The following is a 21138-nucleotide window of genomic DNA, read 5'->3' on the forward strand; positions in this document are numbered from 1 at the left end:
TCGAACCCGGAATCCAGAGGTCGTTGCGCGAGATTCCCCGATGCACACTGCGCATCTGTGGTTCGCGCTGCGCGCGCCCCGGAATGACAGTAACCAAACAGACATTACGCGCGCTCCACAAAATACTCGCTGTATTGCTGCCGCAGCTCGACCTTGCGCAGCTTGCCGGTCGCGGTCATCGGCATCTCCTCGAGGATACGCACCAGTTTCGGCACCTGGAAGCCTCCGAGATGCTTTCGGCAATGCGCCTCGATGCCGGCCTCGTCGGCCACCGCGCCCGGCTTCAGCTTGACGAAGGCGGAGACCGCCTCGCCCCATTGCGGATGCGGCAGGCCGACCACGGCGGCATTCTGCACTGCGGGGTGCGCCAGCAGTGTCTCCTCGATCTTGACGGAGGCGACGTTCTCGCCGCCCGACTTGATCATGTCCTTCTTGCGATCGAGGAACAACACTTCACCATTGGCATCGATCAGGGCGAGATCGCCGGTATGGTGCCAGCCGAACCTGCGGGCCTCCTCGGTCGACTTCGGGTCCTTGTAGTACCCCATCATCACGTTGGGCCCGCGATGCACCAGCTCGCCAATCTCGCCGCGCGGCAGCAGATTGCCGCTATCGTCCATGATCGCGGTCTCGTTGACGATGAGCGATTCACCCCAGTAGTTGCCGAAGCGGTCGAGTTGCACCTCCGGGCGGGACATCGTCGTCGCCGGATACATCTCGGTCTGGCCGCTGGTCAGCACAAAGTTCGGGCAGAGGTCGGCAATGGCGCGCTCGAGCAGCGGCTTGCCCATCGGCGCCATGGTGTAGATGCAGCAGCGCAGGCCCGACAGATCGTATTCGCGCCGGCGTGGGTGATCGAGGATCGCCTGGTACATCAGCGACAGGCCGACGAACACGGTCAGCCGGTCGCGAACGATCGCTTCCATGCAGACTGCCGGATCAAAGCCGCGCATCAGCGCCATGCGACCGCCGACCGAGAGATAGCTGAGCAGCAGGACATGGCCGGCGCAGTGGAACAACGGAAACTGCCCGGTGATGCCGTCGTCGCGCGACAGCTGCATCTCGATGCAATTGCTCATCACGGCCATGACCACCGCGAGATGGCAATGCATCGCGCCCTTCGGCCGCGAGGTCGTGCCCGATGTGTAGATGATCATCGCGAGATCGCGATCGTTGATCTCGATGTCAGGCTCGACGTTGGACTGCCCATTCAGGAGACCGTTGAATTCCGGCAATCCAGTCTTGTCTGCATTGCCGGTCAGGTCGATCGCGATCATTTCCATGCCGCGCGCCTCCAGCGCGGCGCGCCGATTGGGCTGAGCATGGAGGTTGTCGTCGATGATGGCAAATCGGACCTCGGCATGGCTGAGGATGTAGTCCATGTCGGACGGCCCGAGCATGGTGTTGATCGGCACCCAGACCAGGCCGGCGCGGTGGATACCGAACAGTGCTTTGACGAACTCGACGGAGTTGTTGCAGATGGTCGAGATCTTTTCGCCCGGCTTCAATCCTCGTTGCACGAGGTGATTGGCGAAGCGATTGGCATCGCGCTCGAGTTCGGTGAAGGTGACCTGCCGCTTGCCGTCGGTCAGCGCGACGCGATCGGGAAACCGCCGCGCCGCGCGCTTCAGCAGATCGCCGATCGCGACCCGCCCGATGCGGCCCGGCCCGGTGACGCCGCCGGTAGCTGCGAGATTGTCCATGCGATTCCTCCTGCCTCGTCATTGCGAGGAGCGAGGCGACGAAGCAATCCACTCTTTCTTCGAGTGGCAAGATGGATTGCTTCGCTACGCCCGCAATAGCGACGCGGCGACCCTAGTGCCTCGTTCCAAAGATCTGCCGCGCCTCGGCCGGGCTCGCGATCTCGCGGCCGGCGCGCCGGGCGCAGGCGGCAAGACCTTCGACAAGCTGCCCGTTCGACGTCACCTTGGTGCCGTCGCCGAGATAGAACGTGTCTTCCAGCCCGCTACGCAGATGGCCGCCGAGATCGGCGGCGCGCTGGTGCAGCGGCCAAATCTCGGCGCGGCCGATCGCGGTGACCTGCCAATGCGCCTCCGGCGCCTTCAGCTTCAACAGGATCGGCAACAGCTCCGGATCGGCCGGCATGCCCGAAGCCACGCCCATCACGAAATTATATTCGAGCGGGCCGGAATACATGCCGGTCTGCCGGTACATGCCGACACAGCGCACGATGCCGACGTCGAAACACTCGAATTCAGGGATGGTGCCGGCCGCCTTCATCACGTCGAGATAGTCCTGCACCTTCTCGACCGCGTTATCGAACATCATCGGCGGCCAGGCCCAGGTGTTGTCGGCCTTCACCTTCAGATAGTTCAGCGACCCGGCATTGCAGGCCGCGATCTCCGGCTTTGTCTCGCGCACGCAATCGAGCGCGCCCTGGTAGTTCGGGCCCGAGGTGCCGGTGGTGTGGTTGATGATCACGCCGGGGCAGGCCTCGCGGATCGCCTGCTGGATTTCCTTGCTGACGCCGACGTCCCAGGACGGCAGATGGCCCTGGTTCGGCTCCTGCTGGCGCAGATGGATGTGCATGATGCTGGCACCGGCGTTGAACGCGGCCCTGGCCTCGCGCGCCATCTGTTCCGGCGTCACCGGAACGTTGTGCTGCTTCGGGTCGGTCAGCACGCCGTTCAGCGCGCAGGTGATGACGGCCTTGTCGCTCATGGGTCTCTCGTCCGCATTGCAGCGCACCTGCGCTGCTGATTTTCCCATGATGAGAAATTTGCCTTCGCGCCATCTTGCGTTGACTGGCTAAGTGGATGCGATCACGCCGTAATCCGCCGCCAGCCGGTTAACACAAGACGAGAAACCCACGTGACGCGTAGGCTTTGCGCCAAGCAGAAGCGGCGCAACAAGCCGGCATCACGGGGAGAACGTCATGGTCTCGATCAACCGGCGCACATGGCTCACCGGCGCGGCAGGCGCCGGACTTGCCGCTGTCACGGGCTTCCGGCCTTCGCTGGCGGACGACACACCCGGCATCACCGCAACCGAGATCAGGATCGGCAGCACCACGTCCCTGAGTGGCCCGGTGTCGGCGCTAGGCGTGCAGGCGCGCTGCCAGGAAGCCTATTTCAAGATGCTGAACGAGCAGGGCGGCATCGCCGGCCGGCAGATCAAGTACATCTACTATGACGATGCGTTCAATCCGGCGAAGACGGTCGAGCAGGTGCGCCGCCTGATCGAGAGCGACAATGTCGCCTTCCTGTTCAACATGCTCGGCACCGCGCCGAATTCGGCCGTCGTCAAATACATCAACGCAGCGAAGGTCCCACATCTGTTCCTATCGGTGAACGGCGACAAATGGGGCGACTATAAATCCTATCCATGGACCATGGGCTTTGCGCCGAGTGCGCGCACCGAAGCACAGGTGTTCGTCAAATATGCGCTGAGCCAGCACAAGGACGCGAAGATCGCGGTGCTCTACCAGAACGACGATCTCGGCAAGGATTTCGTCGCCGGCACCAAGGACGTGCTGGGTGAGCGGTTCGCGACATCGGCCGTGGTGACCTCGCACGAGGTCACCGATCCCACCATCGATTCCCAGATCGTCGCGCTGCGCGGCGCCAATCCCGACGTGCTGATCTCGGGCACCACGGCAAAGTTCTGCGCGCAGTCGATCCGCAAGATCTACGAGCTCGGCTGGAAGCCGATGCACTTCATCGCCAGCGGCGCCGCCTCGCTGTCCTCGACCATCGTCCCCGTCGGCCTCGACAAGGCGCAGGGCACGATCTCATCGGCCTATATCAAGGACGTTGCCGATCCGGCCTGGGCCAATGACCAAGGCGTGAAGGATTTCCTCGCCTTCATGGAGAAGTATTTCCCCGACGGCAATCCGAAGGAAGGCTACAACCTCTACGCCTATATGGTGGCGAACGTGCTCAAGATCGTGCTCGAGCAATGCAAGGGCAATTTCACCCGCGACAACATCATGGCGCAGGCGAACAATCTGAAGGACGTCCATGTCCCGACATTGCTGCCCGGCATCAAGGTCAACACCAGCCCGACCAATCATCACCCGCTGCGGCAATTGCAGTTGCAGCGGATCGAGGGCCCGGGCTGGCTGCGGTTCGGCGAGGTGATCGAGGGCGCGAATCTCTAAGGTGGAGACAAATCTCAACCGTCTCCCGGCCTAGTGCGCAATTGCGCACGGGAGCCGGGACCCATACCGCGTGATCTATCCGTGATGCGGGATGGCAGAGACCTTTTGAAACAATAACCGGCTGTGGTAATGGGTCCCGGCTTTCGCCGGGACGACGAGCTAGGTCAAAACCCTCTCGCTCGTCGCCTGCCCGGTGCGATAGATCGCAAGATCGCGCGAGCCGGAGAAGATCGCGCGCGGCTTCAGGCCATAGAAGCGGCGGATCGAGTGGCTGAAATGGGTCGAGTCGGGATAGCCGATGTCCTGCGCGAGATGCGCGAGGTTGATGTCCTGGTTGGCGAAATGCAGCAGGTGCCGCGCGCGCTTCCAGGCGCGGAAGGAGCGGAAGGAGATTCCGGTCTCCTCCTTGAACAGATGCAGGAAGCGCGACGGCGACAGCCCGGCCTCGGCGGCGCAGCCCGCCGCCGTCACCGGCTCGCCGGAGAACTGCCCGATGCGGCCGATCGCGCGCACCACGCGTGGATCGAGCGCGCGCTGCGGCAGCGCGTCGCCGAAGCACATGGTGTCGAACTCGGCATTGGCGATCGCATCGCGATGTTGCATCTCGGCGAGCGTCGCATAGGCTGAGCGGATGCGATTGGCGAAATGGTGCGAGTCCGGTCCTTGCAGGCGGCGGGCGACCGCGTCCAGCGTGCCATCGGGCACGCTTTCCGGCTCGATCGCAACGCAGATCGCCGAACGATATTCGCTGGTGATGGTGTGGCGCAGGTTCGGCATCGTCACCGCGAGCTCGCCGTGCGACTCGCGGCCTTCGCTGGTCGACAGATGCAAGCCGTCGCGGATCGCGACATAGACATGGAATGCACCGGGACAGCGTTCGCGCGGGCGGCCGAGCAGCCCGGCATAGAACACCCGTTCCGGCGTAATCAGCATCCGGTGGCCGGATTGCTCGCCCTTTGCGTCCACGATCGCGTCCATGGCGGTTCCTCCTCGCGCGGCTCTTTGGGCCGCTGCGGCCGGGCTACCATAGCGCAAATTCGCAACCTGTCACCGACGCGCTGGATCAATTCCAGGGACACATCGCCTGCCGCGAGATCAAGGCCGCGTCCGCGGCACAACGTTCTGTTCCTGCCCGGCTTTTTGTTCCGATACGACCGCGCGCTTGTAGCCGTCGCGCTGCTGCAGCCGCGCCCAATAGGCCGCGACATTCGGCCCGAAATCCTTGGAAAGGCCGATATTGCTGGCAAGCCGGAGCGCATAACCGTTGGCGATGTCGGCAGCGGTGAAGCGTTCCGCGCAGAGGAATTCAGACTTCGCGGCGGCGGCCTCCACCGCGCGCAGGCGGCCTAGGAACCATTTTGCATAATCGCCGGCCACCTGCGGGTTGCGCCGCTCCTCCGGCTCGAGCTGGCTGTAGCGAAGCACCAGCGTCTGCGGAAAGGTCAGCGTCGCATCCGAAAAATACATCCAGTTCAGGAACGCGCCATAGGCCGGCTCGTCGGCGCCCACGATCAGCGGCGTCGGGCCATATTTGGTGCCGAGGTAGTGGCAGATGCCGGAGGACTCCGTCATCTTCGTCTCGCCGTCGACCATGAACGGGATGGTGCCGAGCGGATTGATGCCGAGATATTCCTTGGCGAACACGCGCGGCGGGAACGGCAGCATCTTCAGCTCATAGGGAAGGCCGAGCTCCTCCAGCATCCACAGCGGGCGGAACGAACGCGCGGCGTCGCAGTGATAGAGCGTGATCATCAGGCGTTTCCCTTCTTCAGGCCAGGCAGCGTGCCCATCATCTTGCACAATACCATGAGCATCACCTCGTCGGCGCCGCCGCCGATCGAGGTCAGGCGGCTGTCGCGATAGGCCCGGCTGACCGGCGTCTCGTTGGTGAAACCCATGCCGCCCCAATATTGCAGGCAGGCATCGGTGAGCTCGCGGCCGAGGCGGCCGGCCTTCAGCTTGGACATGGTCGCGAGCCGGGTCACATCCTCGCCGGCCACCAGCGCCTCGCCGGCGCGGTAGATCAGCGAGCGCAACAGCTCGACCTCGGTCTGCATCTCCGCGAGCTTGAAGTGCACCACCTGGTTGTCGAGGATCGAGCCGCCGAATGCCTTGCGGTTGCGGGTGTAGTCGATGGTCTCGTTGATGATGAATTCATGCGCCTTGAGGCAAGCCGCGGCGCCCCACAGCCGCTCCTCCTGGAACTGGATCATCTGGTAGGTGAAGCCCTGGCCTTCCTCGCCGATCCGGTTGCGCTTCGGCACCCGGACATTGTCGAAGAAGATCTGCGCCGTATCCGACGAGCGCATGCCGAGCTTGTCGAGCTTGCGCGCGACGTGCACGCCCTTGGTCTTCATCGGCACGCAGATCAGCGACTTGTTGCGATGGACCTGGCCGTCACTGGTGTTGGCGAGCAGGCAGATCCAATCGGCCTGGGTACCGTTGGTGATCCACATCTTGCCGCCATTGATGACGTAGTCGTCGCCATCGGAGCGCGCATGGGTCTTGATCGAGGCGACGTCGGAGCCGGCGCCGGGCTCGGAGACACCGATGCAGGCGACCTGATCGCCCGCGATCGCCGGCACCAGGAATTCGCGGCGCACCTCGTCGGAGCCGAACCGCGCCAGCGCCGGGGTCGCCATGTCGGTCTGCACCCCGATCGCCATCGGCACGCCGCCGCAGGTGATGGCGCCGAGCTCTTCGGCCATCATCAGCGCGTAGGAGTAATCCAGCCCCTGGCCGCCGAACTCGACCGACTTGTTGAGCCCGAGGAAGCCGAGACCGCCGAGCTTCTTGAACAGCTCATGCGCCGGGAAGATGTCGGCCTTCTCCCATTCGTCGACATGAGGATTGATCTCGGCCGCGATGAACTTTTGGAGGGCACGGCGCGGTTCGTCGTGGTCGGCGGTGAAAAGCATGTTTCCCTTGTCCTCGTCATTCTTCTCACCTCCCCCTGAAAGGGGGAGGTCGGAACGCTCGGCAACGCCGAGCGGGCCGGGTGGGGATCAAACTGACAGCTGAACTCGCGGCGTGCCCCCCACCCTGCCCTCCCCCTTTCAGGCGGAGGGTTCGCAAGCCTTGATCACAGCCCCATCTGCCGCGACGCGAGATCCTTCATGATCTCCTCGGTGCCGCCGCCGATGGCATTGACCTTGACCTCGCGGTAGATGCGCTCGACCTTGATGCCGCGCATGAAGCCGGCGCCGCCGAAGATCTGCACTGCCTCGGAGGCGCAATGCGCCATGGTCTGCGTCGCCTGGTTCTTCATCATGCAGATCTCGGCGACCGGGCTTTCGCCCTGGCCGAGCCGCCACGCCAGCATCTCCAACATCGCCTGCGAGGCCGCGACCTTCTGGGCCATGTCGACGATCTTGTGCCTGATGACCTGGTGCTGGGCGATCGGCTTGCCGAACGTCTTGCGCTCCTTGGCGTAGGCGACCGCCTCATCGAGGCAGACCCGCGCATAGGCGGTGCAGCTCGCCGCCATGCCCATGCGCTCGCTGTTGAAGTTCTGCATGATGATCTTGAAGCCCTGGCCTTCCTCGCCGATCAAATTCTCGACCGGTACGCGGCATTCGTCGAAATGCAAGGTCGCGGTGTCCGACGCCCACCAGCCCATCTTCTTCAGCTTGGTGCGAGACAGGCCGGGCGTATCGCCCTCGATCAAGAGCAGGCTGACGCCGCCGGGGCCTTCGCCGCCGGTGCGCACCGCGACCGTCAGATAGTCGGCGCGCATCCCTGATGTGATGAAGGTCTTCTCGCCGGAGACGGCGTAATGGTCGCCGTCACGCCGTGCCCTCGTGCGCAGGTTCGCGACGTCGGAGCCGCCGCTCGGCTCGGTGATCGCGAGCGCGGAGATCTTCCGGCCCCCGAGCACCTCCGGCAGCACCCGCGCCTTGACCTCCGGCCGCGCGGCGCGGGCGATCGGCGGCGAGCCGATGGTGTGGCTCATCAGGCTCGAGGAAACGCCGCCGGCGCCGGCCCGTGCCAGCTCCTGCGAGGCCACGATCTTCATGAACTGGTCGGCGGCGATTCCGCCATATTCCTCGGGAAAACCGAGGCCGAGCAGCCCGATCTCGGACGCTTTCGCGTAGAGCTCACGCGGAAACTCGCCCTCTTCATCCCATTGATGGGCATAAGGCTCGATTTCCCTGGCCACAAAGCGCCGCATCACCTCGCGAAAGGCCTCATGCTCGCCGGTGTAGAACGGGTTTGCCATCCGCTTGCTCCCTGATTCCCGGATCCGACGATGTCCGGATTTTTCTTGGGCCACTTGCGTCGAGTGGCTGTTGGCCCGGCCGGCATTCCATTCGACTAACGGCCAGCCTGTAAACGCAAGACAGTATCCCAATACGCCCCCTCCACTGCCAATCCATGGCATCAATTGAGCCAGGAACAGGCGGCGCAAGACTGCCGTTCCAGAGGAGGGAATTTTGCCGGTTCGTTATTACGACTGGATCGCGCATCATCGCCGGCGCACGCCGGACAAGATGGCGCTGATCGATCTCGCAAGCGGACGCCGCTTCACCTATGCGGAGCTCGACACCCGCGTGTCGCGGCTCGCCGCCTATCTGCGCGACGGGCTGAAGGTTGCTAATGGCGACCGCGTCGCGGTGCTGGCGCTCAATACGACGGATACGCTGGAGATACAGTTCGCCTGCTTCCGGATCGGCGCGATCTTCCTGCCGCTCAACACCCGCCTCACCGTCCCTGAGTTGCGCTACATCACCGGCGACGCCGCGCCCAAGGTGATGATCCATGACGACGACCTCGCCGAGACCGCGCTTGCGGTCGCCAAGCTCTGCGCTGTCGCTGCTACGGTGCGGCTCGGCCCGGACGGCGCCTACGAGGCCGGCATCGCGGCGGCCAAGCCGGTCGAACGGTTCGAGGAAGTCACGCTCGATGACATCTCGACCATCATGTACACCTCGGGGACCACGGGCCAGCCCAAGGGCGCAATCATCACGCATGGGATGACGTTCTGGAATTGCGTCAATCTCGGAGGCCCCGCCTATATCTCGCCGGCCTCGGTGCTGCTGACGGTGCTGCCGCTGTTCCACACCGGCGGGCTCAATTGCTACACCAACCCGGTGCTGCATGCCGGCGGCACGGTGCTGATCATGCGCATGTTCGATCCCGGCGAGGCGCTGAGGTTGATCAGCGATCCCGTGCAAGGCATCAACGTATTCTTCGGCGTGCCCGCGATCTACCAGTTCATGGCGCAGCATCCGTCCTTCGCCACAGCGGATTTCAGCCGCCTGATGATCGGCGGCGTCGGCGGCGCGCCGATGCCGGTGCCGCTGCTCAAGACCTGGGAGGCGCGCGGCGTCGCGCTGCAGCAGGGCTATGGCATGACCGAGACCTCGCCCGCGGTGATGGTGCTCGACCGCGAGGATGCCGCGCGCAAGGCCGGCTCGTCGGGCAAGCCGGTGCTGCATACGGAAGTGCGCATCGTGCGGCCCGACGGGAGCGATGCCGCGGTTGGCGAGCTCGGCGAGCTCTGGGTCAAGGGCCCGAACATCACGCCGGGCTACTGGAACCGGCCGGACGCCAATGCCTCCTCCTTCACCGACGGCTGGCTGCACACCGGCGATGCGACGCGGATCGACGAGGAGGGCTTCTACTACATCGTCGATCGCTGGAAGGACATGTACATCTCCGGCGGCGAGAACGTCTATCCGGCCGAGGTCGAGAGCGTGCTGCATCAATTGACGGCCGTGGCCGAAGCCGCCGTGATCGGCATCCCGAACGAGCAATGGGGTGAGGTCGGGATGGCCGTGATCGCCGTGAAGGCGGGCCATACGCTGACGCCGGACGAGATCCACGCACATTGCCAGGCCAATCTGGCGCGGTTCAAATGCCCGCGCCTGATCGAATTCATCGAGGCCCTGCCGCGGAACGCGACAGGCAAAATTCATAAGCCGACGCTCCGGCAGCAGTTCAGCCAGCCGAAGCCGACCGATACCGCGGCGTGATCCGAACACGCGCTCGCGCGTTCCGGATCCCGCCGCGACATTGATTGCCCCGCAACCGTCTGCCGGGACCGGATGCGGGTTCGTTGCGTCAGTCCCCAACCAGAATCAATCGAGGAAATTGCCTTTATGAAAACAACAAACCTGTCGCTGCTGGCAGCCGCCACGGCGCTCTGCCTGCTCTCCACCCAGGCCGCCTTTGCCCAGAAGAAATATGACACCGGCGCCTCCGACACCGAGATCAAGATCGGCAATGTCGAGGCCTATAGCGGTCCCGCCTCCGCCTACGGCGTGATCGGCAAGACCGAAGAAGCCTATTTCAAGATGATCAACGATCAGGGCGGCATCAACGGTCGCAAGATCAACTGGATCTCCTATGACGACGGCTACTCGCCGCCGAAGACCGTCGAGCAAATCCGCAAGCTGATCGAGAGCGACGAAGTCTTCCTGGTGTTCAACGCGCTGGGCACGCCGACCCAGACCGCCGTGCAGAAGTATCACAACGCCAAGAAGGTGCCGCAACTGTTCCTCGCCACCGGCGCCAGCAAGTGGAACGATCCGAAGGACTTCCCGTGGACGATGGGCTTCCAACCGAGCTATCGCGTCGAGGCGCGGATCTTCGGCAAGTACATCCTGAAGGCCAAGCCGGATGCCAAGGTCGCGATCTTCTATGCCAATGACGATTTCGGCAAGGACTACCTGGCCGGCTTGAAGGAGGTCCTCGACAAATCAAGCGTCAAGATCGTCGCTGAGGAAAGCTACGAGACCACCGAACCGTCGGTCGACTCTCATATCGTCAAGCTGAAGGACACCGGCGCCGACGTGTTCGTCAACATCTCGACGCCGAAATTCGCGGCGCAGGCGATCAAGAAGATCGCCGAGCTCGGCTGGAAGCCGATGCAGGTGATGACCGACGTCTCGATCTCGATCGGCGCGGTCATGAAGCCCGCCGGGCTCGAAGCGTCCGAAGGCGTGCTGTCGGCCGGCTACCTCAAGGACGCCTCCGATCCGCAATGGAAGAACGACGAGGGCATGAAGAAGTTCATGGCCTTCGCCGAGAAGTACATGCCGGGCGCCAATCTGTCGGACGCCAATCTGGTCTATGGCTACGCCGCGGCGCAGACCATGGTGCAGGTGCTGAAGCAGGCCGGCGACAACCTGACGCGCGAGAACGTGATGAAGCAGGCCGCCAGCCTGAAGGACTTCACGCCCGACACGCTGATCCCCGGCATCCGGATCAAACACCAGCGCGACCGACTTCGCGCCGGTCGAGCAGCTCAAGATGATGCAGTTCAAGAACGGACAGTGGGAGCTGTTCGGCGACATCATCAGCGCCGAGACTGGCGGCTAGATCGTAATGCGTCTCCACGGAAACGCATCACGATCTCATCTCTTTGTTTGAGCATGATCTTTTCGGAAAACCGGTTTCCACTTTTCCGGATCATGCTCTAGCGCCTCTCGCGTCACTGCCTTAGGCATCGCGAAGCCGCCCATCCGGGCGGCTTCGTTGTTTTCGGCTCTCTCACCGTCACCCCCGCGCAACGGCTTTGCCGTTGTCGCTGGAGGAGCCGCGAAGCGGCGTCTCGAAGGGGTCGACGGCCGCTCTGGTGGCCGTGCATCCTTCGAGGCTCGCCCAGCGGCGCAATTGCGCCGCAAGGCTCGCACCCCGGGATGACGGGACTCCTGCTTGTGATCCTGTCCAAAATTCCTACGTGACAACAGGGGCCGAGCCGAGACCGGACTGTACGCCGATGGATTCCGACGTTCATTATCTGCCGCTGACCCCGGGTTTCTTCTCGATCCTGGTCTTCGTCGCCGTGGCGCTGGTGATCCTGATCCAGCTGCGCGTATTGCGCTACGCCTATATGCGGCTCGGCATCGGCCCCGGCGTCGCGTTGCTGCTGCTGTTCGGTTCGCTGATCGGCAGCTATTTCAACATCCCGATCACCGTGCTGTCCGGCCCGCCGGTGCGATCGGGGCAGATCGTCGACTTCTTCGGCATGCGCTATGTCGTGCCTTACCTCTCGTCGCCGAGCACGATCCTTGCCGTGAATGTCGGCGGCGCGGTGATTCCGGCCGTGATGTCCGCCTATTTGATGCTGCGCTACCAGCTCTGGCTGAGAGCCGCGGTCGCGACGGTCGTCATCGCGGCCATTGTCCACGCCAGCGCCACGCCGGTGCCGGGCATGGGGATCGCCGTTCCCGTGTTCGTGCCTGTCGTGGCCACCGCGATCCTCGCGCTGCTGCTGTCCCGCGAATACGCCGCACCGCTCGCCTATATCGGCGGTTCGATGGGAACGCTGCTCGGCGCCGATCTGTTGAACCTCGACAAGATCGGCAGCCTCGGCGCGCCGATCGCGTCGATCGGCGGTGCCGGCACATTCGACGGCATTTTCCTGACCGGCATTCTCGCAGTGCTGATCGCCGGCGTGGTTGCGCCAGCACGTCCGAGGCCGGCGTAATCTCGTCGGGAGCTATCCCGGCAGGAAGATCGCGAACGGCTCGTCGATCGTGCGGCGCAGGTGCTCGCTGTAGACGGCAAAGTTCGCATCGTCGGCCGACACCCGGCCGAGGCTCGGCTTGGGCACGTTCTTGATCGGCAGGAACGCGATCGGCGCGGCGACCGGCGTCAGCAGCGAGCCGCGCCCGGCGAGCAGCGTCGTGATGATGCCGTACATCTCACCGGAATTGCGCGGGCGCGAGACCGTGATCACCCGATGCTGGCCGTGCCTGTTGGTCACGAGATAGACGAAGCCCGATTCATTGGGCACCGCCACCTCGCCATACTGGGTGTAATCGGCGTCGAGCCGCTCGCCCTCGCGGAAGCCGAGCGATGACGCCGCCTCATCCCAGACGATCTCGGTGCGATAGGCATAGAGCGCGCCCTGCTCGCCGAACGACGGCCGCACCGTGATGTAGGTCCCCTCGATCCGCGCCACCGCGCGGCGGGAATAGGATCCGAGGCTGTCGGGTGCAATCCCGCCATTGGCAGGCGCGGCGACTGTGATCGTCTCCGGCAGCTTGCGCAGGGACACACCGAGCGCCTGCTCGAGCCGCACCGTGGTCGCCAGCGTGAACGGACGGCGGCCGCCGAGCACCTTCTCCAGCGTCGACAGGCTGAGCTTCGCCTGCTCCGCCAGCGTCTGCCGCGAGATGCGGCGTCGGGCGATTTCCTCGCGGATGGTCTCCGCGACCTGCCGGCTCTGCTCGGCGGAAAGCTGCTTGTCCGGCGTCGGCATTCTGATTCCTGCCCGGTTCCCCTTGATTCCGCGCAGTCTAGCAGACCGGACAATCCATCACAAAACCGCACAAACCCGCCTTGGCCGGCGGCGGCCCGCGCCGGACCGCGGCCAATCATTGCCGATCATTCTGCTCGCGCCAAAACCGGCGTTCTCCATGATTGCGAAGCAGCGAAAGTCTCGCTCGGGAGTGACGAAAATGACGATTTACGATGCATGTGAGAGCAGCCCGCAGATCCGCCTGTCGCGCAGGATGCGGATCGTGCTGTTCTTCCTGGTGGAAGGTGTCGCCGCGCTGGTGATCGGCTTTGCGGCGCTGTTCGTGAGTTTCGATCCGGTGTGGTCGGCCGAGCTGCCGCAACAGGCGGTGCTGCGGCCGAGCGAAGCGCGCTCCGGCTCGCTGCTGTTCAAGACCGACGACGGCTATAAGGACGCGTTGAGGCTCGGCATCGATGTCGACCTCACCGTGTCGGGCCCAACCGTCCGCGCCCGCGTCACCCAGATCTTCCGCAACCCGACCAAGGACTGGGTCGAAGCGACCTATGTCTATCCGCTGCCGGCCGGCGGCGCGGTCGACACGCTGAAGATGGTGGTCGGCGATCGCATCGTGGTCGGTGACATCAAGGAGCGGCAGCAGGCTCGCGCGATCTACGAGCAGGCCAAACAAAATGGCCAGAAGGCCGCGCTCACCGAGCAGGAGCGACCGAACATCTTCACCAACTCGGTCGCCAATATCGGCCCCGGCGAAACCGTGCTGGTGCAGATCGAATATCAGGAGCCGGTGCAGCAGAGCGGCAACGAGTTCTCGCTGCGGGTGCCGATGGTGGTCGGCCCGCGCTACAATCCGCGTCCGGTGGTGCAGAGCGTTGACCTCCGCGCCGACGGCAGCGGTTGGGGCGCCACCACGACCGATCCAATACCGGACCGCGATCGCATCGCCTCCGAGGTACTCGATCCCGCCACCAATGCCCCGGTCAATCCGACCAATATCACGGTGCACCTCAACGCCGGCTTCCCGCTCGGCGAGGTGAAGAGCCATTCCCACCAGATCAAGATCGAGAGCCCCGACAGCGCCACGCGTATCGTCAAGCTCGCCGAAGGCCCGGTGCCGGCAGATCGCGATTTCGAGCTGACCTGGAAGCCGGCCGCCGAGAAGGCGCCGTCGGTCGGACTGTTCCGCGAGCATGTCGGCAATTCCGACTATCTGCTGGCCTTCGTCACCCCGCCGTCGGTCGAACAGGCGCAGCAGAAGCAGCTCGCCCGCGAGGTGATCTTCGTGATCGACAATTCCGGCTCGATGGGCGGCACCTCGATCATCCAGGCCAAGGCGAGCCTCATCTACGCGCTCGGCCGCCTGCAGCCGACCGATCGCTTCAACGTGATCCGCTTCGACGACACCATGGACACGCTGTTCCCGGCGCCGGTCGCGGCCAACAGCGCCAATATCGGCAACGCGACGGCGTTCGTCAGCGCACTGCAGGCGCGCGGCGGCACCGAGATGCTGCCGGCGATGCGCGCGGCGCTCTCCGACAGCAACCGCGACGACGCCAATTACGTCCGCCAGGTCGTGTTCCTGACCGACGGTGCCGTCGGCAACGAGCAGCAATTGTTCGAAGCCATCAGCGCGCTGCGCGGCCGCTCGCGGGTCTTCATGGTCGGCATCGGCTCGGCGCCGAACACCTATCTGATGACGCGCGCCGCCGAGCTCGGCCGCGGCACCTTCACCCATATCGGCTCGGTCGAGCAGGTCGACGAGCGCATGCGCGACCTGTTCGCCAAGCTGGAGAATCCCGCGGTGACGAACCTGTCCGCGAAATTCTCCGAGGCAACCGCCGACCTGACGCCGTCGGCTCTGCCCGACGTGTATCGCGACGAGCCGCTGGTGCTGGCCGCGAAGCTCGACAAGCTCGCCGGCTCGGTCGAGATCAAGGGCCGCATCGGCGACCGTCCGTGGAGCGTGACGCTGCCGCTCGCGAATGCCGCCGAAGGCAAGGGCCTGTCGAAGCTGTGGGCGCGCCGCAAGATCGCGGACGCCGAGGTCGCGCGTACCATGCGGCAGTCGAGCCCGGAGGATGCCGACAAGACCATCCTTGCGCTGGCGCTGGAGCATCAGCTCGTCACGCGGCTGACCAGCCTCGTGGCGGTCGACAAGACGCCGAGCCGTCCCGAAGGCGAGCCGCTGAAGGTGAGCGAACTACCGCTCAACCTGCCCGCCGGCTGGGATTTCGCGAAGGTGTTCGGCGAGCAGCCGCGCCTGCCGGCGGCACCGGGCGAGCGTCGTGCCGAGGCAGGCAACGGCAAGGTGCAGCTTGCTGCGCTGAAGCGGTCGCCGGTCGCCGCGCAAGGTCCCGCCACCGTCCAGCTGCCGAAGACCGCGACCGATGCCGAATTGAAGATGATCGCGGGCGTGATCCTGCTCACGGTCAGCCTTCTGCTTCTGGTGTTCAACCGGCGTCAGACGTCGCCCCAATGACGTCGGATGAAAGGAGGAGGTGCCCCCCGACCTCCTCCTTCAAGAGCGCGCGCGGCCTTCCCACCTGTCCCCCAAGGGGCCGCGCGCGCAACTCTTCCTCAACTCGCAATGTCATTCCGGGGCGATGCGCAGCATCGAACCCTCAGGTGCGCAATTGCGCACCGAGAATCTCGAGATTCCCCGATGCGCATTTGCGCATCTGAGGTCTGGTCCTTCGGACCATCCCGGAATGACAGCAAGAGGCCGTAGATGCGCCGCTTTATCTTCCCCCTCGCCTTCGCCCTCATCGGCCTGATCCTGTTCGGCCAGGGCGCCTATATCCACGCCAAGGCGCTGCTCGCGCAGGCGCTGCTGGAGCGCGCCTTTGCTGAGACCATCGCGAGCGGGCAACCGGTGAAGCCGTGGAGCTGGGCCGACACCTGGCCGGTAGCCCGGATCGAGGTGAAGCGCCTGCACGCGTCCGCGATCGCGCTCGCCGGCAGCAGCGGCCAGGCGCTGGCGTTCGGCCCCGGCCATGTCGAACAGACCGTCGATGCCGGCGAGCGCGGCGTCGCGGTTTATTCCGCGCATCGCGACACCCATTTCCGCTTTCTCAAGGACGTCACAATCGGCGACGAGATCGACGTCACGCGGAGCGACGGCAAGATCTTTCGCTACCGGGCCGACCGCAGCTCGGTCGTCCGCTTCGATCAATCCGGCATCGATCCGCTGACTGACCGGTACGAGCTGGTGCTGTCGACCTGCTGGCCGTTCGACGCGCTGACCTCGGGGCCCGAGCGCTATCTGTTGCACGCAACCATGATCAAATCGGATTCGAGCTCGGTCGAATCGGGTTCCTGACACGCAATGAATATTGCGTCTGCCGGGATATTGCGCGCGACGCCCTGACCCGCGCCAGCGTGAGTTGCTACCCCCTTCCATCAGCCATAAAAACAATGAAAATCGCGCGCCTCACGGTGATCCGCCGTGGCCAGAGGAAACAAAAGACAACAAGGGTAAGGGCAGGCTCCATGGAAGCTCTCGCAAGCACCGCGTCTCATCCGTTCCACAAATGGGCGCCGCCCGCTGACGCCAGCGACATCGTCAAAAGCATCCATGCGATGCTGCACCCGCGCAACATCGTGCTGGTCGGCGCCACCGACAAGCCCGGCAACTACGCCGAACGGATCTGGAACAACCTGATCAAGTACAAATATGCCGGCGGCCTGTTTCCGATCAACGCCAAGCGCGAAACCATCTGGGGCGTCACCTGCTACAAGGATTTTGCCAGCCTTCCCGAAAAGCCCGACCATGTGCTGGTGCTGGTGCCGGCGCGATTCGCGGTGCAGGTTATCCGTGATGCGGCCGCGGCCGGCGCGCGCTCGGCGACTATCGTCACCTCCGGCTTCAGCGAGCTGCAGGATGAAGAGAGCCAGCGGCTCGCGGTCGAGCTGAAGCAGGCGATCAAGGAGACCGGGCTTGCGGTCACCGGCCCGAACTGCCTCGGCAATCTGAGTGCCGGCGAGAACCTGTTCACCAATATCGACGATCGCATCGTCACCATGGAGCCGGGCGCGGTGGCGATCGCCGGCCAATCCGGCGCGATCGTGATGGCGATCCGGCAGGCGCTGGAGGATCGCGGCGTCGGCGTCGGATATATGGTCACGACCGGCAACGAGTCCGGGCTCGAGACCCCCGACCTGATGAGATATTTCGCCGCCGATCCGAGCATCCGCGTCATCGTGGTCTATCTCGAGGGCGTCCGGAACACCAAAGTGTTCCGCGATGCCTGCAAGGCCGCGCGCGCCGCCGGCAAGCCGGTGATCGCGCTCAAGCTCGGCGCCTCCGAAGGCGGCCGCGCCGCGGCGATGGCGCATACCGGCGCGCTCGCCGGCTCGATCGAGACCTTCGATGCGATCTCGACCCGCGAAGGCGTGATCCGGGTGCGCGGGCTCGACGAACTGATCGAGACCACCGAATGCTTCGTGCATGCCGATCCGCCGAAGGGCAACCGTCTCGCGGCGGTGTCGCTGTCGGGCGGCAAGCGCGGGCTCTTGATCGACGCATTCTATTCCGCCGGACTGAACTTCGCGCCGCTGAGTCCAAACGCATCGGAGCAGCTGGCGAAGATGCTCGGCCCGGGCAGCATCGTCGGCAATCCGCTCGACGCCGGCTTTGCCGCGGTGGTCGATCCCTCCGTCTACATGAAGTCGATCAAGATCATGATCGACGATCCCGACGCCGACATCGTCATCATCGACGCCGAGCTGCCGAAGGCGCCGCATGAATTGCGCGAGCGCAATCTGCGGATCGTCAACGAGATGGCCGGCCAGGCCAACAAGCCCGTGATCTATATCAGCGCGATGTCGATCGGCTTCACCGAATTCACCAAGGGACTGCGCAAGACCCTGCCAAACGTCGCAGTCATGCAGGGCCTCGACCGCGCGGTCGGCGCGATCAAGTCGCTGATCAAATATGCCGATCTGCGCAAGGAGGTGCCCGACATCGCATCGAGCTCGAAGCCGTCCGCGCGCGCCGTGCTGGAGAAGACGCTGAAGGCTGCCAACGGCGCCGCCGCGCTCGACGAGGTCGCCTCGAAGAAGCTGCTCAAGGCCTATGGCATCCCGATCTCGAAGGAAGCGGTCGCGCAGACCGCGGCGGAGGCGGTGAAGATCGCCAAGTCAATCGGCTTTCCCGTCGTCGCCAAGGTGGTCAGCCCCGACATCCTGCACAAGTCGGATATCGGCGGCGTGGTGCTGAACCTCGCCAACGCAGTCGAGGTGAAGAAGGCGTTCAACGACATCACCGCGCGGGTGAAGAAGCTGAAGGGCAAGCCGAAGCTCGAGGGCATCCTGATCGCGCAGCAGGTCAAGGCCGACCTCGAGCTCGTGGTCGGCGCCTCGCTCGACGCCGAGATGGGCCCCGTGGTGCTGTTCGGCACCGGCGGCATCGACATCGAGCTGATGAAGGACGTGGCGCTGGCCGGCGCCCCGCTCGATGCCGCCGAGGCACAGGAGCTGATCGCGAAGACCAAGGCCGGCGTCAAGATCAAGGGCTATCGGGGCAAGCCCGCGCTGCACGAGCCGTCGGCGGTGAAAGCACTGGTCGGACTCTCCAACCTGATGGCCGACGCCAACGGCCGCATCGCCTCGATCGACGTCAACCCGTTCCTGATCAACAGCAAGCTGGGCGTCGCCGTCGACGGCCTGATCGTGCTGAACAACGCCGCCGCGAACAAGGCTGCGGGACATTAGGTTCGATCGTCATGCGCGGGCTTGACCCGCGCATCCATCAAAAGAAGCACGTCGTTTCCGGATGGATTGCCGGGTCTAGCTCGGCAATGACGGCCATTGTCAGAACGCCGCACCCCACTGCAGCGCGGTCTGCATCACCCAGTCGCGATAGAGCGTCAGCGGCGTCACGCCGGTGATGCCGCCGCAGCCGGCGGTGCCGTTCGGGCCGGTGGACCAGCTCACCACGCCGACGATGACGGGGCCGCTTTGCTTGTCCTCGAACACCGGCGCACCGGAATCGCCGGTGCAGGCGCCGAGCCCGTCGCGCACGCCCTGCCCGACCGGATCGACCAGACGGATCTGCAGCGTGCCGGGCTTGCCGCTCGCGATCAGGCCGGCGACACGCGTGCTGCCGCCGCTCTTGCCATCACCGCGCACGGTGACGCCGACGCCCGCCACGGTGAAGCGCCCGCCGACCTGGATCGGAATGTTAGGCATGCCGAGCACGGCCGGCGCCTTGGCTGCGGCCGGGTTCGCGAGCTGCAGCAGCGCGACATCGGCGGTCGCGACATGGTTGGTCATCGCCTGCATCCGGAAGCCGGGATGGATCGCAACCGTCTTGACGTCCTGCAGCTTCGGCTGCCGGTCCGCGCCATACTCGACGATCTTGTAGTCGGCGCCGGGTTGCACGCAATGCGCCGCGGTCAGCACCACCTTCGGCGCGATCAGCGCGCCGGTGCAGAAATTGCCGCGCGAACCGACGATGGTCACGACCGAGCGGGCGACGCCATCCGTGGACGGCGCGCCGCCGCCGACGATGGCGAATGCCGGCGTCGCCAATAGCATGGGCAGAAAACTTGTCGCTCGAATCCAGTTCGTCATGAGACCCTGTCGATCTGCGTCCGAATTAGGCACATTCGAGGCGCGGCATCGCGTCGCTCACAGCCGTCCTCGGAGAACACGCAATCTTGTACAGAGCATCCGGGCCTGCACGCGTCAATTATCTAAATATCTAGACGTCGCTGACTACGGCGTTGAAGTCACCGCTGGATTTCCTGCCGCGTCTTGGCGCGCACGCACCTCGCATCGTCGACTTGCCGCGCTATTCAACACATCGTATCGTACGTCACGCTGTCGGCACGCCCGAATGTGAACTGCATCTCTTGATCCCGCGTATCGGGGCCGTAATTTCGACCCGATAGCAATGCAACCTCTGGCAGCATACCGCATACTTACCTTCATGACTTTCTGGATGCCGGTGCCGTTGACCTTCCGACGGCTTTCGTCCCGCCATTTTTGTTGAGTTCGAGGATAATATGAGGATCGCGGTCGTCACGCCGATCAGGCTGTTCAGCGAGGGGCTTACCTCGAGTTTCAAGAACCACGCCGAGTTCGCCGTCGAGGCGGCGGTTTCCGATCTCGCCGGCCTGCGCGAGGCCCTCGACGCCGGCAATGTGAATATCATCCTGATCGACGTCACACAGGGCATCGATCTCGATGAGGTGCGCGTGATCGCGAGCGAACACGCGGAGATCGCCCTGGTGGCGCTCGGCCTCAACGAGGACCGGCGCGACGTGGTTCGCTGCGGCCGGGCCGGGTTCAGCGGGTACATTTCGCGGAATGCCAGCTTCGATGAACTCTGCCGCGCGCTGTCGGACGTCGCGTCGGGACGGCTCGCGTGCAGCGCCGAGATTTCCGGCGGCCTGCTGCGTGCGCTGTTTTGCATGGAGCGTCAGACGGATACGATCGATGCGGACCAGGGACTGACGCGCCGCGAGAGCGAGGTTCTCAAGCTGATCGGCCAGGGCCTGTCGAACAAGGAGATCGCGCGCGATCTCAATCTCAGTCTCGCGACCGTCAAGCATCACGTCCATCACGTGCTGCAGAAGCTCGGGCTGCCGCGCCGCGCGCAAGCGATGCGGCGGGTCCGCGAAGCGCCGTGGATCGCGTCATCTGCGCCGATCCAGGAGAGGCGCCAAGAGCTCGACTGACCCAAGCATCCTGAATTCCGTGTGCGGCCGAACGCAGCGCATCGGCGCGCCGATGCCGCGCATCTTTGCATGTAGGCGCGCGTATCGCGCCGAACGATCGGTCCCGACTAAATCCTTTGATCGATCTTTCG

General features: G+C 64.5%; 15 protein-coding genes and 1 pseudogene. 8 read left to right on the top strand and 8 right to left on the bottom strand.

The window, feature by feature from the left end; all coding sequences use genetic code 11:
• Window positions 1–104 precede the first annotated feature (104 nt).
• Window positions 105–1703: an AMP-binding protein gene (locus tag ACVILL_RS10380; protein WP_456728965.1), complete on the bottom strand. Its 1599-nt coding sequence runs from the start codon at window positions 1701–1703 to the stop codon at window positions 105–107.
• 112 nt (window positions 1704–1815) lie between these two features.
• On the bottom strand, window positions 1816–2682 hold the full coding sequence (locus tag ACVILL_RS10385; protein WP_456728966.1) for a 3-keto-5-aminohexanoate cleavage protein: 867 nt from the start codon (window positions 2680–2682) through the stop codon (window positions 1816–1818).
• A 214-nt stretch (window positions 2683–2896) separates the two neighbouring features.
• On the opposite strand from ACVILL_RS10385, the gene ACVILL_RS10390 reads away from it, so the two are divergent.
• A complete protein-coding gene (locus ACVILL_RS10390) occupies window positions 2897–4120 on the top strand; it encodes an ABC transporter substrate-binding protein (RefSeq protein ID WP_456728967.1) in 1224 nt (407 codons plus the stop codon).
• 159 nt (window positions 4121–4279) lie between these two features.
• Here ACVILL_RS10390 and ACVILL_RS10395 read toward each other — a convergent pair whose 3' ends face one another.
• The 4 genes from ACVILL_RS10395 to ACVILL_RS10410 all read right to left on the bottom strand — a co-directional run bounded on the left by ACVILL_RS10395 (window position 4280) and on the right by ACVILL_RS10410 (window position 8339).
• Window positions 4280–5098: a helix-turn-helix domain-containing protein gene (locus tag ACVILL_RS10395; protein WP_456728968.1), complete on the bottom strand. Its 819-nt coding sequence runs from the start codon at window positions 5096–5098 to the stop codon at window positions 4280–4282.
• A 117-nt stretch (window positions 5099–5215) separates the two neighbouring features.
• Window positions 5216–5872: a glutathione S-transferase family protein gene (locus tag ACVILL_RS10400; protein ID WP_456728969.1), complete on the bottom strand. Its 657-nt coding sequence runs from the start codon at window positions 5870–5872 to the stop codon at window positions 5216–5218.
• Window positions 5872–7038, bottom strand: coding sequence for an acyl-CoA dehydrogenase family protein (locus tag ACVILL_RS10405; RefSeq protein ID WP_456728970.1), 1167 nt, complete (start codon window positions 7036–7038; stop codon window positions 5872–5874). The genes ACVILL_RS10400 and ACVILL_RS10405 overlap by 1 nt, the downstream gene beginning before the upstream one ends.
• Before the next feature lie 164 nt (window positions 7039–7202).
• Window positions 7203–8339: an acyl-CoA dehydrogenase family protein gene (locus tag ACVILL_RS10410; RefSeq protein WP_456728971.1), complete on the bottom strand. Its 1137-nt coding sequence runs from the start codon at window positions 8337–8339 to the stop codon at window positions 7203–7205.
• Window positions 8340–8553: 214 nt separating this feature from the next.
• Between ACVILL_RS10410 and ACVILL_RS10415 the strand changes: the two genes are divergently transcribed.
• From ACVILL_RS10415 to ACVILL_RS10425, 3 genes and pseudogenes are all read left to right on the top strand, one after another.
• Window positions 8554–10095, top strand: coding sequence for an acyl-CoA synthetase (locus tag ACVILL_RS10415; RefSeq protein WP_456728972.1), 1542 nt, complete (start codon window positions 8554–8556; stop codon window positions 10093–10095).
• Between the two features lie 126 nt (window positions 10096–10221).
• Window positions 10222–11443 (top strand): annotated as a pseudogene (locus ACVILL_RS10420) (ABC transporter substrate-binding protein).
• 400 nt (window positions 11444–11843) lie between these two features.
• Complete coding sequence (locus tag ACVILL_RS10425; RefSeq protein WP_456728973.1) at window positions 11844–12554, top strand: DUF1614 domain-containing protein; 711 nt, start codon at window positions 11844–11846, stop codon at window positions 12552–12554.
• A 12-nt stretch (window positions 12555–12566) separates the two neighbouring features.
• Here the strand turns inward: ACVILL_RS10425 and ACVILL_RS10430 are convergent, their stop codons facing one another.
• Window positions 12567–13331: a helix-turn-helix domain-containing protein gene (locus ACVILL_RS10430; RefSeq protein WP_456728974.1), complete on the bottom strand. Its 765-nt coding sequence runs from the start codon at window positions 13329–13331 to the stop codon at window positions 12567–12569.
• Between the two features lie 253 nt (window positions 13332–13584).
• Here ACVILL_RS10430 and ACVILL_RS10435 point away from each other — a divergent pair, with 253 nt between their 5' ends.
• The 3 genes from ACVILL_RS10435 to ACVILL_RS10445 all read left to right on the top strand — a co-directional run bounded on the left by ACVILL_RS10435 (window position 13585) and on the right by ACVILL_RS10445 (window position 19037).
• Window positions 13585–15804, top strand: a complete 2220-nt coding sequence (locus tag ACVILL_RS10435) for a marine proteobacterial sortase target protein (protein ID WP_456734232.1) — start codon at window positions 13585–13587, stop codon at window positions 15802–15804.
• Between the two features lie 249 nt (window positions 15805–16053).
• Window positions 16054–16644: a class GN sortase gene (locus tag ACVILL_RS10440; protein ID WP_456728975.1), complete on the top strand. Its 591-nt coding sequence runs from the start codon at window positions 16054–16056 to the stop codon at window positions 16642–16644.
• Window positions 16645–16814: 170 nt separating this feature from the next.
• Entirely contained in the window at window positions 16815–19037 is a 2223-nt protein-coding gene (locus ACVILL_RS10445; protein ID WP_456728976.1) for an acetate--CoA ligase family protein, read from the top strand.
• 99 nt (window positions 19038–19136) lie between these two features.
• Here the strand turns inward: ACVILL_RS10445 and ACVILL_RS10450 are convergent, their stop codons facing one another.
• Window positions 19137–19898, bottom strand: coding sequence for a S1 family peptidase (locus ACVILL_RS10450; RefSeq protein WP_456728977.1), 762 nt, complete (start codon window positions 19896–19898; stop codon window positions 19137–19139).
• Window positions 19899–20332: 434 nt separating this feature from the next.
• Here ACVILL_RS10450 and ACVILL_RS10455 point away from each other — a divergent pair, with 434 nt between their 5' ends.
• Window positions 20333–21007 (top strand): LuxR C-terminal-related transcriptional regulator, encoded by a 675-nt coding sequence (locus ACVILL_RS10455; RefSeq protein WP_456728978.1) that lies wholly within the window; start codon window positions 20333–20335, stop codon window positions 21005–21007.
• Window positions 21008–21138: the final 131 nt, after the last annotated feature.

It is taken from the genome of Bradyrhizobium sp. USDA 3364, from assembly GCF_054056355.1.

Bases quoted from the DNA above. Each gene is read 5' to 3' on its own strand.
- ACVILL_RS10380 (WP_456728965.1), bottom strand. From the start codon at position 1,703: ATGGACAATCTCGCAGCTACCGGCGGCGTCACCGGGCCGGGCCGCATC.
- ACVILL_RS10385 (WP_456728966.1), bottom strand. From the start codon at position 2,682: ATGAGCGACAAGGCCGTCATCACCTGCGCGCTGAACGGCGTGCTGACC.
- ACVILL_RS10390 (WP_456728967.1), top strand. From the start codon at position 2,897: ATGGTCTCGATCAACCGGCGCACATGGCTCACCGGCGCGGCAGGCGCC.
- ACVILL_RS10395 (WP_456728968.1), bottom strand. From the start codon at position 5,098: ATGGACGCGATCGTGGACGCAAAGGGCGAGCAATCCGGCCACCGGATG.
- ACVILL_RS10400 (WP_456728969.1), bottom strand. From the start codon at position 5,872: ATGATCACGCTCTATCACTGCGACGCCGCGCGTTCGTTCCGCCCGCTG.
- ACVILL_RS10405 (WP_456728970.1), bottom strand. From the start codon at position 7,038: ATGCTTTTCACCGCCGACCACGACGAACCGCGCCGTGCCCTCCAAAAG.
- ACVILL_RS10410 (WP_456728971.1), bottom strand. From the start codon at position 8,339: ATGGCAAACCCGTTCTACACCGGCGAGCATGAGGCCTTTCGCGAGGTG.
- ACVILL_RS10425 (WP_456728973.1), top strand. From the start codon at position 11,844: ATGGATTCCGACGTTCATTATCTGCCGCTGACCCCGGGTTTCTTCTCG.
- ACVILL_RS10430 (WP_456728974.1), bottom strand. From the start codon at position 13,331: ATGCCGACGCCGGACAAGCAGCTTTCCGCCGAGCAGAGCCGGCAGGTC.
- ACVILL_RS10435 (WP_456734232.1), top strand. From the start codon at position 13,585: ATGCGGATCGTGCTGTTCTTCCTGGTGGAAGGTGTCGCCGCGCTGGTG.
- ACVILL_RS10440 (WP_456728975.1), top strand. From the start codon at position 16,054: ATGCGCCGCTTTATCTTCCCCCTCGCCTTCGCCCTCATCGGCCTGATC.
- ACVILL_RS10445 (WP_456728976.1), top strand. From the start codon at position 16,815: ATGGAAGCTCTCGCAAGCACCGCGTCTCATCCGTTCCACAAATGGGCG.
- ACVILL_RS10450 (WP_456728977.1), bottom strand. From the start codon at position 19,898: ATGACGAACTGGATTCGAGCGACAAGTTTTCTGCCCATGCTATTGGCG.
- ACVILL_RS10455 (WP_456728978.1), top strand. From the start codon at position 20,333: ATGAGGATCGCGGTCGTCACGCCGATCAGGCTGTTCAGCGAGGGGCTT.